Origin of the sequence: Novosphingobium sp. ZN18A2 (assembly GCF_036784765.1) — a bacterium.
Taxonomy (GTDB): Bacteria; Pseudomonadota; Alphaproteobacteria; order Sphingomonadales; family Sphingomonadaceae; genus Novosphingobium.
Window position 1 is genome coordinate 2,776,316 of record NZ_CP136651.1, and the last position, 17,011, is coordinate 2,793,326.

The 17,011-nt window shown below is 66.5% G+C and carries 16 protein-coding genes; 8 read left to right on the top strand and 8 right to left on the bottom strand.

Annotated elements, in window-relative coordinates; all coding sequences use genetic code 11:
* Together RXV95_RS13250 and RXV95_RS13255 are read left to right on the top strand one after the other, a co-directional pair.
* Positions 1 to 789, top strand: a complete 789-nt coding sequence (locus RXV95_RS13250; RefSeq protein WP_338466509.1) for a tryptophan 2,3-dioxygenase — start codon at positions 1 to 3, stop codon at positions 787 to 789.
* Positions 786 to 1,943 (top strand): class V aminotransferase, encoded by a 1,158-nt coding sequence (locus RXV95_RS13255; RefSeq protein ID WP_338466510.1) that lies wholly within the window; start codon positions 786 to 788, stop codon positions 1,941 to 1,943. Before RXV95_RS13250 ends, RXV95_RS13255 begins: the two co-directional genes overlap by 4 nt.
* 30 nt (positions 1,944 to 1,973) lie before the next feature.
* On the opposite strand, the gene RXV95_RS13260 is transcribed toward RXV95_RS13255, so the two are convergent.
* From RXV95_RS13260 to RXV95_RS13270, 3 genes are read right to left on the bottom strand one after another with little or no spacing between them, the layout of a single operon-like run.
* Complete coding sequence (locus tag RXV95_RS13260) at positions 1,974 to 2,669, bottom strand: DsbA family oxidoreductase (protein WP_338466511.1); 696 nt, start codon at positions 2,667 to 2,669, stop codon at positions 1,974 to 1,976.
* 13 nt (positions 2,670 to 2,682) lie between these two features.
* On the bottom strand, positions 2,683 to 3,564 hold the full coding sequence (nudC, locus tag RXV95_RS13265; protein WP_338466512.1) for an NAD(+) diphosphatase: 882 nt from the start codon (positions 3,562 to 3,564) through the stop codon (positions 2,683 to 2,685).
* Positions 3,561 to 4,889 (bottom strand): serine hydrolase domain-containing protein, encoded by a 1,329-nt coding sequence (locus RXV95_RS13270; RefSeq protein WP_338466513.1) that lies wholly within the window; start codon positions 4,887 to 4,889, stop codon positions 3,561 to 3,563. The genes nudC and RXV95_RS13270 overlap by 4 nt, the downstream gene beginning before the upstream one ends.
* A 136-nt stretch (positions 4,890 to 5,025) precedes the next feature.
* Between RXV95_RS13270 and RXV95_RS13275 the strand changes: the two genes are divergently transcribed.
* A complete protein-coding gene (locus RXV95_RS13275) occupies positions 5,026 to 5,247 on the top strand; it encodes a hypothetical protein (protein ID WP_338466514.1) in 222 nt (73 codons plus the stop codon).
* Between the two features lie 83 nt (positions 5,248 to 5,330).
* Here RXV95_RS13275 and mutY read toward each other — a convergent pair whose 3' ends face one another.
* Positions 5,331 to 6,365 carry an A/G-specific adenine glycosylase gene (gene mutY, locus RXV95_RS13280; protein ID WP_338466515.1) on the bottom strand — a complete coding sequence of 345 codons (1,035 nt, stop codon included), beginning with the start codon at positions 6,363 to 6,365 and terminating at the stop codon, positions 5,331 to 5,333.
* Between the two features lie 29 nt (positions 6,366 to 6,394).
* Here mutY and RXV95_RS13285 point away from each other — a divergent pair, with 29 nt between their 5' ends.
* The 5 genes from RXV95_RS13285 (at position 6,395) to RXV95_RS13305 (ending at position 13,012) form a co-directional block, all read left to right on the top strand.
* Positions 6,395 to 6,961 (top strand): DUF721 domain-containing protein, encoded by a 567-nt coding sequence (locus tag RXV95_RS13285; RefSeq protein WP_338466516.1) that lies wholly within the window; start codon positions 6,395 to 6,397, stop codon positions 6,959 to 6,961.
* A 2-nt stretch (positions 6,962 to 6,963) separates the two neighbouring features.
* Entirely contained in the window at positions 6,964 to 7,863 is a 900-nt protein-coding gene (locus tag RXV95_RS13290) for a thioredoxin domain-containing protein (protein ID WP_338466517.1), read from the top strand.
* A 138-nt stretch (positions 7,864 to 8,001) separates the two neighbouring features.
* Positions 8,002 to 8,757, top strand: a complete 756-nt coding sequence (locus RXV95_RS13295) for a thioredoxin domain-containing protein (RefSeq protein WP_338466518.1) — start codon at positions 8,002 to 8,004, stop codon at positions 8,755 to 8,757.
* A 305-nt stretch (positions 8,758 to 9,062) separates the two neighbouring features.
* Positions 9,063 to 12,500, top strand: coding sequence for an AAA family ATPase (locus RXV95_RS13300; RefSeq protein ID WP_338468566.1), 3,438 nt, complete (start codon positions 9,063 to 9,065; stop codon positions 12,498 to 12,500).
* 86 nt (positions 12,501 to 12,586) lie between these two features.
* The gene (locus RXV95_RS13305; RefSeq protein ID WP_338466519.1) at positions 12,587 to 13,012 is read left to right on the top strand and encodes a hypothetical protein; all 426 of its coding nucleotides are present in this window, start codon (positions 12,587 to 12,589) and stop codon (positions 13,010 to 13,012) included.
* Positions 13,013 to 13,053: 41 nt separating this feature from the next.
* Here RXV95_RS13305 and fghA read toward each other — a convergent pair whose 3' ends face one another.
* The 4 genes from fghA to RXV95_RS13325 form a co-directional block, all read right to left on the bottom strand.
* On the bottom strand, positions 13,054 to 13,884 hold the full coding sequence (gene fghA / locus RXV95_RS13310; RefSeq protein WP_338468567.1) for an S-formylglutathione hydrolase: 831 nt from the start codon (positions 13,882 to 13,884) through the stop codon (positions 13,054 to 13,056).
* Between the two features lie 295 nt (positions 13,885 to 14,179).
* Positions 14,180 to 15,049 (bottom strand): 3-hydroxyisobutyrate dehydrogenase, encoded by an 870-nt coding sequence (gene mmsB / locus RXV95_RS13315; protein WP_338466520.1) that lies wholly within the window; start codon positions 15,047 to 15,049, stop codon positions 14,180 to 14,182.
* A gap of 114 nt (positions 15,050 to 15,163) precedes the next feature.
* Positions 15,164 to 15,958, bottom strand: a complete 795-nt coding sequence (locus RXV95_RS13320; protein WP_338466521.1) for an enoyl-CoA hydratase-related protein — start codon at positions 15,956 to 15,958, stop codon at positions 15,164 to 15,166.
* The gene (locus RXV95_RS13325; protein WP_338468568.1) at positions 15,955 to 17,001 is read right to left on the bottom strand and encodes an enoyl-CoA hydratase/isomerase family protein; all 1,047 of its coding nucleotides are present in this window, start codon (positions 16,999 to 17,001) and stop codon (positions 15,955 to 15,957) included. Before RXV95_RS13325 ends, RXV95_RS13320 begins: the two co-directional genes overlap by 4 nt.
* Between the last annotated feature and the right edge of the window lie 10 nt (positions 17,002 to 17,011).

Here is a 17,011-nt window from a genome sequence, read left to right on the forward strand (position 1 = left end):
ATGACCGACGTTACTTATGCGAGTTATCTCGCGCTCGACGATATCCTTGCCGCCCAGCACCCCGCATCCGATGTGCACGACGAGTTGCTGTTCATCGTCATCCACCAGACCAAGGAACTGTGGCTGAAGCAGACCATCGCGGAACTGCAAGTGGCCAAGCGGCTGGTGCGCGAAGGCGCGCTGGTGGAAGCGTACAAGGGCCTTGCGCGCGTCAGCCGGATACAGGCGGTGATGACTCTGTCGTGGGACGTGCTCGCCACCATGACGCCCAGCGACTATTCCCGCTTTCGCGACGTGCTCGGATCGTCGAGCGGCTTCCAGTCGGACCAGTTCCGCACGGTGGAGTTCATGCTCGGCCTGAAGGAAGCCGGGCACCTTCAGTTCCAGGACGACCGCCCCCATGCGCGCGCCGCGCTGGAAGCGGCGCTGAATGCGCCTTCGCTGTGGGACGATGCCAATGCGGCGCTCGCCCGCGCCGGGTTTGCCCTTCCCGCCGAAGTGCTGGAGCGCGACTGGAGCCAGCCCTATGTGCCCGGCGAAGCGGTGGAGGACGCGTGGCTGGACGTCTATCGCGACACGCACCGGCATTGGGAGCTTTACCAGCTTGCCGAAAAGCTGGTCGATATAGACGACGCGCTGGCAACGTGGCGGCATCGCCACGTCCTCACCGTCAGCCGCATCATCGGCGGCAAGCGCGGCACCGGCGGCACCGCGGGCGTGCCTTACCTGCAATCGACGCTGGCCAAACGCTGCTTTCCCGAGCTTTGGTCACTGAGGACGCGCCTGTGACCGGCGAAAGCTTTCGCCGCCTGTTCCAGCGCGCGATTGCCGCCGCGCCGGACCGGCTGCACCTTGCCGCGCACAGCCACCACCTGTGGCCCGATGCAAGCTGGCTGGGGCAACAGGCCGCGTGGGACGACGCGGCGCGGCTGGCCGATCGCAAGTGGGACCGCGTCATGGGCGAAATCTGGCCCGGCGCGCAGCGGCACGTCGCCGCCGAACTGGGCCTGCCCGATCCGGCGACCGTGGTCTTCGCGCCCAACACGCATGACCTGATCGTGCGGCTTGTCTCTGCCCATCCCGGCAAGCGCCCGCTGCGCGTGCTGGCGAGCGACGGCGAATTCCATTCGTTCCGCCGGCAGGCCGCGCGCTGGGTGGAAGCGAGTGAGATCGTGCTGGAGACGGTGCCGGTGGCGGGCAACGACTTTACCGGCCGCTTTGTGGAGCGCGCACGGACCGGCCAATGGGATCTGATCTTCACCAGCCACGTGATGTTCGGCAGCGGCGGCGTGTTCGAAGGGGTCGACGAACTGGCCGCGCTTTCCGGTCCTGACGGACCTTGGGTGGCGATAGACGGCTATCACGGCTTCATGGCGGTGGAGACGGACCTGTCCGCCGTGGCGGACCGGGTGTTCTACCTTGCGGGCGGATACAAGTATGCAATGGCGGGCGAAGGTTGCGCCTTCATGCACTGCCCGCCCGGTTTCGGCCCCCGTCCCGCAATCACCGGCTGGTATGCCGCGTTCGATGACCTGTCGCTGCCGCCCGGCACGGTCGGCTATGCCACGGACGCGCGCCGCTTCATGGGGGCGACGTTCGATCCATCGGGCCTCTACCGCTTCGTGGCGGTGCGCGACATGCTGGCACAGGAAGGGCTGACGACCGCGCGCATATCGGCCCACGTCGCCGCCTTGCGTGACGATCTGCTGGCGCGCATCGCGCATACGCCGCTATCGCAAGCAGACGTGCTCAACCCGCCGGGCCATGGCGCGCAAGCGCGCTTCCTTGCCTTCCGCTCACCCCACGCCGCGCAATGGCAGGCGCGCCTTCTGGAACAGGAGGTGGTGACGGACGTGCGCGGAGACGTGTTGCGCATTGGCCTTGGCCTCTATCACGATGCGCGCGACATGGCCCGGGCAGGGGATGTGCTGGCGAGGCTTTAAAGCATTTTCCGTTCGCGGCGGGTCCGGGCATCAACCCGCTTGCGCCGCTTCCTTCGCCACCACCTTGCGCAGCACGTTCACATAAGTTTCCGGCTCCTGCGCGCCGGGGATCAGCGCCCTGCCGTTGACTACCATCGCCGGGACGCCGGTGATATTCATGTCCCACGCGGTCGCCTCCTCGTGCCGCACGGACTTGCCCACCTGCTCGTCCAATAGGGCCTGCGCCGCGCCGAGCCTGGGAAGGCCCACGCTTTCCGCCAGTTCGACCAGCACTTCGGGATCGGCCATGTTGCGGCGCTGCTGGAAATGCGCGTCGAACATCGCGCGCTTCAGCTTTCCCTGCACCTCCGGCCCGCCGGCACGAAGCGCCCAGTAAAGCAGCTTGTGCGCGAGGAACGTGTTCCACATCATCGCCTGGGGCGCTTCGCCCTCGCCTTCGTAAGCAAAGGAATAGCCCACCCGGTCGCCAAAGCCCTTCAACCTGTCGCGCACGTCCGCGCTTTCGGCGGCAGGGCGGCCGTATTTGCGCTGGATATGCGCGGCCTGCTCCTCGCCTTCTGGCGGCATATCCGGGTTCAGTTCGAACGGACGGAAGCGCACTTCCGCCTCGATCTCTCCGTCCAGTTCGTCCAGCGCCTTTTGCAGCTGCCGCGTGCCGATCACGCACCACGGGCACATCACGTCCGACCAGACGTCTATCGTGACTTTCGTCGGCTGCTCGCTCATCGGGCTTCTCCTGTTATCGTGATAGCCACCAGCTTAGCAGGTGGTACGCCACCGCATGCGGCGGCGGGGCGATGAAAGGCGCGCCGTCCCGTTCCTGCATCGCGGCCAGCACTTCGTCGCGCGTGAACCAGCGCGCGGTTTCCAGCTCGGTATAATCGATCGTCAGGTCTGCGCTGTCCGCCATGGCGTGGCAGGCGATCATCAGCGAGGACGGGAAAGGCCAGGGCTGGCTGGCGACGTATTGCACATCGCGCGCGACCACGCCCGATTCTTCCATAACCTCGCGCGCCACGGCCTCTTCGATCGATTCGCCCGGCTCCACGAAGCCGGCCAGCGCCGAAAATCGCCGCTCCGGCCAGCGCGGCTGGCGGCCGAGCAGCAATTGCCCGTCATGTTCCACCAGCATGATCGTGACCGGATCGACGCGCGGGAAGTGTTCCGCACGGCACGTCACATTGGTGCAACTGCGCTGCCAGCCGCCCTTGGCCAGCTTCGTTTCGTGCCCGCAGCGCGCGCAGAAACCGTGGCGGGCGTGCCAGTCGACCAGGCTGCGCGCAGTGCCGTATGTCGCGATGTCCGAATGGCCGAGCGTGGCGATGGCCGACCATGTCCGCGGGCTTGGCGGACCGGCGCCATGCGAGGCCGCGCCGCTGACTTCGGCAAAGCATCCCTTGCCGTCCAGCAAACCCAGGAACACAAGGTCGCTGTCGGGCGAGGCATCGGCCAGCGTGCCCCATTCCAGCCCGCCTTCGGGCGTTATCACCGGATCGAGCCCGTCCAGCTTCAGCAGCCGCGCGCGCCAGTCCATCAGGCCGGCCAGCCGGTCCGCGTCGGAACGGATGTGGTCGGCGCGGTCCAGCGCCGCCCCCGCGAATGCAATCGTGCGTTCGGTCATGCTGCTGCCTTCCTGCCAGTCATCGTCTCGAGATCGGCGATCACCGCCTTGGGAAACTGCTTGCTTACCGGATAGCTGTTGTCGGGCATGTATTGCGTGAACAGCGATGCCCGGTTGCCGACGCGCGTGTTGACGAACGCGACCGTCCCCGCCGCGCCGCCCCAGCCATATGTCCCCGCGTCCACGCCCAGCCCCACGCGCCCGCCCGCGCCGAAGCCCGCGCCTTCGATCCAGGTGCCCTTGGTATTGGCGGTGGCGGGAAGCAGGTTGGACATGCCCATCTTCACCGCAGCCTCGTTCATCACGCGCCGCCCGCCGATCTGCCCCATGCCGAGCAGCATCATCAGAAAACGGTCGTAATCGCGCGGGCTGCTGACCAGCCCGGCCCCGCCGAACGGGAACGGCGGCTTTTCCAGATAGATCGAATTGTCCGCCGGATCGATCGGCACCAGCACACCGCCGATCACGCCATAGTTGGTGGTAAGGCGCGGCTCGTCGGCCTTCGGCACCTTGAAGAACGTGCTCGTCATCCCCGTGGGCGCGAAGATCCGCTCTTTCAGGAATGCATCGAACGGCTGGCCGGTGACGACTTCGATCACCCGCCCCATCAGGTCCAGCCCCACCGAATAGGACCACTGCGTGCCGGGTTGATAGACCAGCGGCATCTGCGCCAGCGTATCGGTAAAGTCGGCCAGGCTGGACACCGGCGTGGAATCGTCCAGCCCCGGTATCTTCATCTTGCTGACCTGCCCCGGCACCAGCCCCGAATCCTCGTATGCCTGCTTGATCGGCCCCTTCTGGACGATCGAATAACCGAGGCCCGACGTATGTGTGATCAGTTCGCGGATGGTGATCGGCGACTTCGCGGGCAGCACGTCCTCTATCGAACCGTCTGGCGTTGCCTGCACCATCATCTTTGCGAACCGGGGCAGGATGTCGGCCAGTGGCTGGTCAAGCCGCAGCTTGCCTTCGTCCACCAGGATCATCGTCGCCATGCCGGTGATCGGCTTGGTCATCGAATAGATGCGATAAAGGCTGTCTATCGTAACCGGGGTTTCGCTGTTGTTCGCCAGCGTGCCGCGCGCGATGGCCATCGGCGGCTGCTGCCCCCAGCCCAGTGCGGCGATCATTTCGGGCAACTTGCCGGAATCGACATAGCCATCGACCAGCGCCGTGACATTGGGCCAGTTCGCCTCAGCCACGGCGGCTGTCGGCGCCGCTGCGAGCGAGGTGCGCGGCAACAGCGCAAGCCCCGCACCCGCTGCGATGCCGCCGCGCAGCAGCGCGCGACGCGAAATGTCCGGTTGCTCTTCCCCAAGATCCATTGTTTTCTCGCGAACAGGTTTTGAAATGAAACGCCCAACAGGCACAGCGATGTGCGCCCTCACCCCCTTCGGGTCAACAGGGCGAACCGGGAATGAACGGCTTGAAGCCTTGGTGTGTTACATCTATATAACACCTATGTTCAACCTGATCTCGATCCTCATCGGTATCGTCGCGCTGGTGCTGGCGATCCCTTCCACCATTCCCCTGCTGGGCTGGGGCAACTGGTTCGTCCTTCCCGTCGCGCTTCTGGGTGCGGGGATTGGCGCGCTGTCGCGTTCCGACGGCGGGCGGAACTTCTGCCTTGTCGTGTTCCTGGTCGCGATCGTGCGGTTGTGGATCGGCGGCGGGATTATCTGAGACGGGCGGATACTGCCGCCCGCATTGCAAAGGGACGATAGCGCTTGGGCGGATTGCCAGACGGCGTCCGCCCTCGACGTTTCCTAAGCCAAGACCCTGCGCGCCGCCTTGGCGAACAGGGTCGGCAGCCCGGCATCGTCCAGCCGTTCCACCGGCCACCATTCGCCTTCGCCGACGGGCGGGTTTTCCCCTTCAACAGCCAGAACCGCCAGATCCAGATCAAAGTGCGTGAAGCCGTGGCGCACGCTTCCCGCCGCATGCCAGTCGCCGGCCAGCGGAGGCTTGCCCGAACCGTCCGACCTTGCGGACCAGCCATCGTCCGGCAGCGCGCGCATGCCGCCCAGCATTCCCTTGCCGGGACGGCGCACCAGCCACACCGCACCGTCGCGCTCTATCCAGAAGGCGTGTCCCTTGCGCTGCGGCTTCGCCTTTTTCGGTGCCTTTACCGGATAGCGTTCCGCATCGCCCTGTTTCCCCGCGCGGCAACCGGCGCGCAGCGGGCAGAGCAGGCAGCGCGGCGCGCGCACCGTGCAGACGGTGGCGCCAAGGTCCATCATCGCCTGCGCGAAATCGCCGGGACGGCTTTCGGGCGTGATCTCCCGCGCCCTTGCACGGATTGCCTTGCGCGCGCCGGGCAACGGGTCGGCAATGGCAAAAAGGCGCGAAACGACGCGCTCGACATTGGCGTCGACCACCGCGGCCGGTTGGTCGAACGCGATGGCGGCAACGGCGGCGGCGGTGTAATCGCCCAGCCCCGGCAGCGCCTTCAGGTCCGCCTCGCTTTCCGGAAAACGCCCGCCCGACGCCGCAACCGCGCGTGCGCAGGCGAGCAGGTTGCGCGCCCTTGCATAGTATCCCAGCCCCGCCCACGCGGCCATGACCTCTGCATCGTCGGCGGCGGCAAGGTCCGTCACCGACGGCCAGCGATCGAGGAACTTCGCGTAATAAGGGCCGACCGCGGCAACCGTGGTCTGCTGCAGCATCACTTCCGATAACCACACGCGATAGGGCTCCTGCCGCCCCTCACCCGGCAGCTTGCGCCACGGAAGGGCGCGCGCGTTGGCGTCATACCAGGCAAGCAGGTCGCCCGAAATCGAAGTCTTGCCGCTGGCCTCCATCGCGCCGCTATGGCATGGCGCGCGTGTCAATGGAACGCGATCCGCAAAAGCCCCCCCGCAGCAAACCGGCCCGCAGCAAGCCCGGCAAGCCGTATGAACGGCCGCGCGGCAAGGGCGCGCGCGCGATTTCCGACCTTATGCCCGAAATCGGGCGCACCGCCTTTCGCCGCTTCGGCTTCGTGCAGTCGAGCGTGGTCACGCGCTGGCCCGAGATCGTCGGCCCCGCCCATGCCGAACATTGCGAACCGGAATCGATCCGCTTCCCGCCCGGGGAGAAGTCGGACGGCATCCTGCAACTGGTCGTCGCGCCCGGCCACGCGCCGATCATCCAGCACGTGATTCCCGAGATCGTGGAGCGGGTGAACCGCTTTTTCGGCTACAATGCGGTCGCGCGGGTCAAGATCCGGCAAGGAAACGTTCAGCAATCATCGGCAAAGCCTGATCCGGCGCGCCGCGCGCCGCCGTCTCTGAAGCCGATCCCGATGGAACTGGGGGAATCCCTGCGCGACATCGGCGATCCGGAATTGCGCGCGGTGCTGGAATCGCTGGCGCGCAGCGTGGGCGATGCCGGGAACACGGACGACGAGGGGAATTGAGCGTGAACAGGATCAAGGGGCTTTTCACCGCATTGACGGCCGCGTTCGCCGGAATGGCGCTGGCAGGTGCGGCGCTGCCGGGCGTTGCGATGGCGGCTGCAAAGCCGCTGCCCGAAGCGATGCCGGGCGGCCACAACTGGAACGCCACCGTGGCGAAGACCGATCACGACAGCTATGTGCTCGGCAACCCGGAAGCTCCGATCAAGCTGGTGGAATTCATCAGCTATACCTGCCCGCACTGCGCCCATTTCGAGGAACAGTCCGACGCGCCGCTGCGCATCGGCATGATCGCCAAGGGAACCGGCTCCATCGAAGTGCGCTCGTTCCTGCGCAACCCGATCGACCTTACGGTGACGATGCTGGCCCACTGCGGCAAACCTTCGCAGTTCTTCATGAACCACGAGATGTTCCTGCGCCGCCAGCAGAGCTGGATCCAGCCGATGATCGGCTCATCGCCCTCGCAACAGAAGCGCTGGACGAACCCCGACCTTGTGACGCGCAACCGCTATATCGCGACAGACTTCGGCCTGTACGAGATGATGAGCGAGCGCGGATACAACCGCGTCGAGATCGACAGGTGCCTGGCCGACAGCGCGCTTGCCAAGCGCCTGCAGACAGAGACGCTGGTCTATGAGGTCGACCCCACCTGCTATGACCAGGCCGACCCGGAGGCCTGCATCAGCGACAGGGTGAAAAAGCTCAAGGAATTCCAGGCCGCCGTGAAGGCGGGCACCGCCGACCCCAAAGACAATCCCGTTGCCGGACAGGGCGTGCAGGGAACGCCCAGCTTCATACTTGGCGGCGTATTGCTTGCCGGTACATACGACTGGGACACGCTGCGCCCGCAGGTGGAGGCTCGGCTCGACCAGCTCAACACCGGCAGCCCGAGCGGCGACGACTGAGCCCGACCGCCCGACTGTCCACGCGCGATTCCTGTGGGGAACGCGCACGGGGGCGGTCATCCGCCCTTCAATCGCCGCTTTCTATCGGCTAGCCCTGTCCTGCACGGGGAAACTTGCGCAAAAGGAATTTTCGACGCCATGACCACGATCCGCGCCAAACTGATGCTTGCCGCCGCCCTGCCGCTCGCGCTGGGGCTTGCCGCCTGCGGCAAGAAGGACGCCAGCGGCGATGCGCCGGCGACCAGCAGCACCCCGATCGCCAAGATCGCACCGCCCGCGGGCAAGCAGTGGTCGGACGTCGTCAGCAAGACGGCCGAAGGCGGCTATCGCATGGGCAATCCCGATGCGCCGATCAAGCTGATCGAGTACGGCGCGCTGTCGTGTTCGCACTGCGCGGAATTCGCCAAGGAAGGCGCGGCCAAGATCCGCGACGATTACGTCGCCAGCGGCCGGGTCAGCTATGAATTCCGGCCGTTCATGCTGAACATTTTCGATATTACCGCCACGCTGCTTGCGACGTGCGGATCGGATGAAGCGGTGATTCCGCTGGCAGACCAGTTCTGGGCATGGCAACCGAACCTGTTCGATCATCTCGACGGTAACAAGGACAAGGTTCAGGCCGCCGGCAACCTTCCGCCCGAAAAGCGCTTCATCGAACTGGCGAAGCTGGGCGGGATGACCGATTTCTTCGCTTCGCGCGGGATCGGCAAGGCCAAGGCCGAAGCCTGCCTGGCCGATACCGACAAGGCGACCGCGCTGGCCAAGGAAACGCAAGGCTACAGCGAGAAATACAACATCACCGGAACCCCCACCTTCTATCTCAACGGCAAGGACATCGGTTCGCTGACCTGGGGAGGTCTCGAACCCATGCTCCAGGACGCCGGCGCCCGCTGACGCGGGCGTAAGCGGGATCGGCGGGGGCAAAGAGCCGGACGACACTACCCAGTCCCACCGTGACGGAGTCGATTTTGGTCCAATGCAAGGCGCGAGGAGGGAGCCATGCCATCGCATAGTGACCGACGAGTAACGCAGCAGTGGGCCAAAATCGGCCCGCCGCAGAGCGGTTGCCCTGTGAAGCCGCGTGGCAATGTCGCGTCGCTTGCCCGGGGCCACCGGCCCGCGCGGCGCGACGCTTCTCCCCACGCGGCTTCACAGGACAATCACGGCGGGACTGGGTAGTGTCGCCCGGCTCTCACGCGATGCAGATCAAGCGCTTGAAACTGTCCGGTTTCAAGAGCTTCGTTGAGCCCGCAGAGCTGCGCATCGATCCCGGCCTTACCGGCGTTGTCGGCCCCAACGGCTGCGGCAAGTCCAACTTGCTGGAAGCGATCCGCTGGGTCATGGGCGAAAGTTCGCCCAAGTCGATGCGCGGCGGCGGGATGGAAGACGTGATCTTCGCGGGCACCGGCACCCGCCCCCCGCGCGATTTCGCAGAAGTGGTTCTGTTTGCCGAAACCGCCGAGGACGGCCCCTATGGCGGCGAAATGGAAGTGGTCCGCCGGATCGAGCGCGGATCGGGCAGCGCCTATCGCGTAAACGGACGCGACGTGCGGGCAAAGGACGTGGCGCTGGCCTTCGCCGATGCCGCCACCGGCGCGCACAGCCCCGCGCTGGTCAGCCAGGGGCGCATCGCCGCGGTGATCGCCGCCAAACCCGCCGAGCGCCGCCAGATGCTGGAAGAGGCGGCAGGGATTTCCGGCCTTCACGTCCGCCGCAAGGATGCCGAGCAGAAGCTGCGCGCAACCGAAACCAATCTGGCGCGGCTGGAAGACATGCTGTCCGGCCTGGAAAGCCAGATCGCAACCTTGCGCAGGCAGGCGCGCGCGGCGGAACGTTACAAGGCGGTGTCGGACAAGATCAGGCTGGCAGAGGCGCGGCTGGTCTTCGCGCGCTGGCGCGATGCCGCCGCCGCCGCCGATGCCGCGCGCAAGGAGGCCGAAGCGGCGGAGGCGCGCGTTGCGGCCGCCCAAGAGGCTGCGAAAGCCGCGCAGGCCGCGCAGCACGAAGCGGGAAGCGCGCTGGCAAAGACGCGCGACGAACTGTTCGACCGGCGGCAGGACGCCTCTGCCCATGCGCAGCGCATGGCCGGACTTGCGGCGCAACTGGAGGCGGCGGAACAGCGCGTGGCCGATATCGACCGCCAGCTTGCGCGGTTGGAGGAAGACCGCGGCGCCGCCGACCGGCTGACCGAAGACGCCGCCGCCGCGCTGACGAAGCTTGAGGCCGATGTCACCGCCGCCGAGACCGCGCTGACCGAGGCTGAGGCGCGCCGCCCCACACTTACCGCCGCGCAGGACGATGCGGACCGCGCGGCGCGGGCCGCCGAAGTCGCGCTGGCGCAGCGCGTGGCCGAACAAGCCGGAATCGATGCAGACTGGCGCGTGGCCGAAGCCGCGCTTGCATCTGCCCGCCAGCGCCTTGCCCGCGCCGATGCCGAGGCTGCGCGCATCGCCGGGCAGGTGGCGGCGCTTGCCGATGAGGCCGATCCTGCCGACCTGGTGGCCGGGGCCGAGAGGCAGCGGGACGAAGCCGCCGCCGCGGTTGCCGCCGCGCAGTCGGAACGCGAGGCGCTTGGATCGAAGCGTGAGGAACTGAGCGGCGCACGCGATGAAGCCAGCGCCGCCCTCGCCGCCGCGCGCGCGGAGCTTGCGACGATAGAGCGCGAAGCGGACGCCCTCGCCCGCGACCGCGCGGCTCGCGAAAAACAGGCCGCCGCCAAGGGCCGGGGACCAAGCGCGATCGGCGCGGTGAAGGTCGCGCCCGGTTATGAACGCGCGCTTGCCGCCGTGCTGGGGCGCGATGCCGCCGCCCCGCTGGGCGCGGCGCCTGCCGGGGCGGACGGCCGGTTCTGGACCGGCGCCGAAGCGCGCGATCCACTGGACGGTTCGCTTGCCGCGCACGTCACCCAGTGCCCCCCCGAACTGGCCGCGCGGCTGGCCCTTGTGCGCGTGGCCGAGGCGGACGACGGCCAGCCGCTTGGCCCCGGAGAATGGCTGGTCACGCGCGAAGGGCATCTGCGCCGCTGGGATGGCTTCGTCGCGCGCGGCGAAGGCGCGGCGGAAGCGGCCCGGCTTGAAGCCGACAACCGGCTCACCGAACTGGAAGCGCGCCTGCCCGATGCACGCGGCGCGGTGGAGCAGGCGGAAGCCGCGCACGAACAGGCGCGCACCGGGCTGGTCGAAGTCCAGGCCGCGCTCGCCGGTGCCGAACGCAGGCTGGCTGAAGCATCGGACGCCGAACGCTCGGCCCTTCGCGCGCTGGATCAGGCCGAAGCGGCAAAGGCCCGCATAGAGGCGCGGCGAAGCGAACTGGACCGCGCCGGTCGTGAGACCGAAGAACAGCAACGGGCCGCGCGCATGGAAGTGGACGCGGCCGAGGCACGCCGCGCCGACCTTCCCGATCCCGAAGCGGGCCGCGTCGCGCTGGAAACCGCGCGCGCGCGCAACGATTCCGCGCGAACCGCGCTTCAGGCCGCCAGCGCCGCAGCCGCCTCGCACGAACAGGACATTGCTGTGGGGCGCGAACGCGTTGCCGGCCTGAAGGGCGATATCCGGTCATGGCAGGCGCGCGCGGGCGACGCGGCCAGGCGCCTCTCGGAAATGACCGGACGGCGCGAGGAACTGGCGCAGGAACGCGCGGTCATCGCCGCCAAGCCCGAAGGGCTGACGCGCGAGATCGAGGGCGGAGAAGCGGTGCGCGAAAGGCTGGCGGCGGAACTGGCCAGCGCCGAAGCCGCGCAAGGCGAGGCAGAGCGGGCTGCCCGCGCCGCGGAAGAAACGCTGAACGCCGCAAACGAAGCGCTCGCTTCCGCGCGCGAAGGTCGCGCCGGGGCGGCGGCGCGCGCCGAAAACGAAGACGCCCGCCGGCAGGAAATGGCCGGTATTTCGGGCGAACGCTTCCAATGCCCGCCGCCGCTGTTGCCCGAACGCTTCGGATTCGATTCCGCCGAGGTTGAAGGGTCTGCCGGGGAATCGGCAACGATGGACAAGCTCGTGGCAGAGCGGGAGCGCATTGGCCCGGTCAACCTTGTCGCGGCGGACGAACTGGCCGAAGCGGAAGAGACGCACGGCTCGTCGGTTGCCGAACAAGCCGAACTGACCGAAGCGGTAAACCGGCTGCGCGGCTCCATCGGCAACCTCAACCGCGAAGGGCGCGAACGGCTGCGCGCCGCGTTCGAAGCGGTCGACGGCCATTTTCGCCGCCTGTTCGCCCGCCTGTTCGGCGGCGGCGAGGCGCACCTGGCGCTGATCGACAGCGACGATCCGCTGGAAGCCGGCCTGGAGATCTTTGCCCAGCCGCCCGGCAAGCGGCTGCAGTCGCTGACACTGCTTTCGGGCGGCGAACAGGCGCTGACCGCCGTGGCGCTGATCTTCGCGCTGTTCCTCACCAACCCCGCGCCGATCTGCGTGCTGGACGAGGTCGACGCGCCGCTGGACGATGCGAACATCGAACGCTTCTGCGACCTGCTGGACGCGATGACGCAGGAAACGAAGACCCGATACCTGATCGTCACGCACAACGCCGTCACGATGAGCCGGATGCACCGGCTGTTCGGCGTGACCATGGTGGAAAAGGGCGTATCGCGGCTCGTCAGCGTGGATCTTGGCGGGGCGGAAGAACTGCTGGCAGCGGAATAGGATCTCGTGCACCGCCCCGCGGCTTCCTTGCCAAGCAGCCGCCCGTCATGCAGACTGCATCGGGTCTTGACGGAAGGGGAAGGCGCATGACCCTCAGATCGACCCTGGCGATTTCCACCATCCTTATGCTTGGCGCGGCGCCTTGCACGGTCAGCGCGCAGGACGCGGCGGAATCGGCCATGATCCTTTCGGGCACCGGACAGGGACAGGCGAGTTCGGCGCGCTCGCTAGGGTCTTCAATCGCCAACAGCATGAATGCCGCCAGCCGCGAAATACGCACGCAACGCGCCAGCGGAAACGCAAGCGGCCGCGCGCATTACAGGCGCCGGACGCGCGGCGTTGCACGCACGGGCGCCGTTTCGGCCGCTATTCCCGCCAATGCAGATATGCTGAAGGGCACCGATGCGCCAACTTACAAACTGGGTAATGGCGCTTCGATCCGCGTCAGCGGCGGACTTGTGCAGGCGCCCACCACCTCATGCGTAAAAGACTGCCCGAAGCCTCCCAACTGAAACGTCGGCCCATCGCACCTCAACCGGTGTAACGCTGGCGACTACGCAAGCCGCGCCGCGTGCCAGGCAACGTGCTGCGCCATGAACGTCGAGATGAAGAAATAGGAGTGGTCGTATCCCTCTTGCATCCGGATCGTCGCCGGCATTCCAGCCTTCTCGCAGGCCGATGCCAACAGGTGCGTCTTGAGTTGTTCCTCAAGGAAATTGTCGGCCGTTCCCTGGTCGACCAGCAGGTCCGGCAAGCGCGCGCCGTCTTCGATCAGCGCGCAGGCATCGTATTCGCGCCATGCCGCCTTGTCCGCGCCGATATAGCCGCCCAGCGCCTTTTCGCCCCACGGGCAGGAAAGCGGCGAAACGATCGGTGAAAAGGCGCTGACCGAACGGAAGCGATCCGGGTTGCGCAGGCCGATGGTCAGCGCGCCGTGACCGCCCATCGAATGCCCGGTGATGCCCTGCCGCGCCATGTCGGCGGGAAATTCCGCCGCGATCAGAGCGGGCAACTCGCTCTCGATATAGCTGCGCATGCGGAAGTTGGCCTTCCACGGATCTTGTGTGGCATCGACATAGAAGCCCGCGCCCTTGCCGAAGTCATAACCTTCGTCATCGGGCACATCGTCACCGCGCGGAGACGTGTCCGGTGCAACGAAGATCACGCCATGTTCGGCGCAAGCCGCGCGATATTCGCCCTTCTCCGTCACATTGGCGTGCGTGCAGGTGAGCCCCGAAAGATACCACAGCACCGGCAGCTTCGCGCCGGGCGCATGGTCGGGCACGAAGACCGAAAAGGTCATCGGCGTGCCCGTCTCGCTCGACTGGTGTGTATAGACGCCCTGCGTACCGCCGTGGCTGCGATTGCTGCTGGCCTGTTCCATCTTCTCGCTCGATTCTCTCATGCGTTACGATTGACCGGCTGATGGCCCCTGCGCGGGGGTGAGCGCAAGCCCCGATCACCGCTATGTGCGCGCCATTGGGAACCGGACGAAGGGAACCAGTGGCCCGAATCGCGGGGGAAGCTGCCGCCGTGCAATTGCACACCCCGCTGCGACTAGCACCGCCTGCGGCGGCGCAAGTCTCGCTCCCCTCCCGCTTGCGGGAGGAGTTGCGGGTGGGCCGGCGGTATGTCTGCTTGCGGTTAGACAGCGCAGAAAGCTGCCCTTTCCCTCAACCTCAAACCGTCTTGATGATCGCCGAGAAATCCAGCCCGCCGTTGCCCGCAGCGTCGAAGGCTTCGTAAAGATCGCGCGCGTATTTGCCGATCTTCACGTCGGCATCGGCAACGTCAGCCGCTTCGGCCGCGAGGCGCAAGTCCTTGAGCATCAGAGCGGTGGCGAAGCCGCCCTGGTATTCGTTGTCCGCCGGGCTTTGCGGGCCGACGCCGGGAAGCGGGCAATAGCTGGTCATCGACCATGACTGGCCCGAAGCCTTGGAACTGATGTCATAGAATGTCTGCGGGTCCAGGCCCAGTTTCCGGGCCAGGGCAAATGCCTCGCAGGTCGCGATCATCGTCGCGCCCAGAATCATGTTGTTGCAGATCTTCGCCGCCTGCCCCGCGCCAGCGCCGCCGGCGTGGATCACCGCCTTGCCCATCGCCGCAAGGATCGGCTCGGCACGTTTGAAGCCCTCATCGCTGCCGCCGACCATGAACGTCAGCGTCCCGCCGTTTGCCGCCGCGATCCCGCCAGATACCGGCGCATCCACCATCGTATAACCGGCAGCGGCAGCGGCTTCCTCCACGCGCCGCGCGGTGGCGACGTCGATGGTCGAACAGTCGATCAACAGGGCCGTCGTCGGTGCGCCGTCGATCACGTCGGAAACATAGACGCTTTCCACGATCTTGCCGTTGGGCAGCATGGAAACGATTGCATCTGCGCCCTGCACTGCATCGGGGACCGAGCCATGGGTGGTGCACCCATTGTCCTTCGCGCGGGCAATAGCCTCTTCGCTAAGGTCGAATGCGTGAACGTCGTGGCCGGCTTTCACAAGGTTCGCGGCCATGCCGCCGCCCATGTTGCCGAGGCCGATGAATGCGATCTTCATGTCAAATCTCCCCTCCCGCTTGCGGAAGGGGCCGGGGGTGGGCCACCTCCCATGGGAGTCTTGCGTGGGCCGCGCCCACCCCTGCCCCCTCCCGCAAGCGGGAGGGGAACCGATTTACTTGCCCTTCCAGACCCCGGCGCGCTTTTCTATGAATGCGGCCATGCCTTCGGCCTTGTCCTCGGTCGCGGTGAGCACCTGGAACACGCGGCGTTCGAACAGCACGCCCTGGTCGAGCGTGGTTTCGAATGCGGCGTTGACCATTTCCTTGTTGGCGATGGTGGCAAGCGGCGGCATTCCGGCGATCGTTTCGGCGGTCTTCATCGCTTCGGAGAGCAGGTCCGCAAGCGGCACCACGCGTGCGACAAGGCCCGAACGCTCGGCCTCTTCCGCACCCATCATGCGGCCCGTCAGGCACATTTCCATCGCCTTGGACTTGCCCACCGCGCGGGTCAGACGCTGGCTGCCGCCCATGCCCGGCGCGACGCCGAGCTTGATCTCCGGCTGGCCGAACTTTGCTGTATCGGCGGCGATGACGAAATCGGCCATCATCGCAAGTTCGCACCCGCCGCCCAGCGCGAAGCCGTTTACCGCCGCGATCCACGGCTTGCGCGTGGTCTTGACCAGGTGGCTGGTCCAGCGACTGAAGAAATCGTCCGAATAGAATTCGGCTGCCGGTTTTTCCGCCATCTGCTTGATATCCGCGCCCGCGGCAAACGCCTTTTCGCCAGCGCCGGTCAGCACCGCGCAAAGCTGTGTGGGATCGGCCTCGAACTTCGCGAAAGCATCAATCAGGTCTTCCAGCACGAACGAATTCAATGCGTTCAGCGCCTGCGGCCGGTTGAGCGTGATCAGCGTGACCGCGCCCCTGGTTTCGACCAGGATGTTTTCGTATTCGGTTTCTGCGCTCATAGCGGGGTCCATTCCTCGTTGGCTGGCAAAGGCGCGAAAATGGCGTCGAGCAGTTCGCTCGTCACGCCTTCCGCCGTGGCCGGGTTCCAGTGCGGGTCATTGGTCTTGTCGACGATCAGGGCACGCACGCCCTCGGCAAAATCGGGACGGACGAGCACACGGCTGGCAATGCGGTATTCGTGCCGCATATTCTCCGCGAAGTCCGTTAGCGAAAGGCTTCCATGCAACTGGCGCAGGGCTACCTTGCAGGTCTGCGGGCTCTTGGTGGCGAGCGTCCGGAGCTGTTGCGCCGCCCATTCGCCGCCATCCGCTTCCAGCATCGAGAGGATTGCCTCATAATCGTCCGAACCGAACAGGCGTTCGATCTCATGGGCTTGCGCTGCGATCTTGGGTTCGGGTGGAACCGCGGACAATTCGCGCAGCGCGGCCGCGATAACGTCCGGTGCGCCGGCAATGCGCGATTTCGCATCGGCCAGTGCATCGGGCGCCAAATAGTGCGTCGCCATGCCCGCCCACAGGCATTCCGCCCCGTTCAGCCGCGCGCCGGTGAGCGCAAGGTACTGGCCCAGCCGCCCCTTCAGGCGCGAAAGATACCAGCCTCCGCCGACGTCCGGGAAAAGGCCGATGCCGGTTTCGGGCATGGCCAGCCGCGTGTTCTCCGTCGCCACGCGGAATGTCGCGGGCAGGCTGATCCCCACGCCGCCGCCCATCGTGATTCCGTCCATGAAGGCCACGATCGGCTTCGGATACGTGAACATCAGGTGGTTCAGGCGATATTCGTCGTGAAAGAACCTGCGCCCGCTCTCTCCCCCGTCGTTCACGGCAGAATTGCGCAGGAATGCAATGTCTCCGCCCGCGCAGAACCCCCTGCCCTCCGCATGGTCGACGATCACCGCCTCGATTGCCGGATCGTCGCGCCACTTCACCAGCGCATCGGTCATCGCGTGGACCATCGGCAGCGTCAGCGCATGGATCGCCTTGGGCCGGTTGAGCGAGAGAACGCCCACGCGGCCATCCACGCGCGACAGCACGTCCTGTGTCATCGTATCGGTG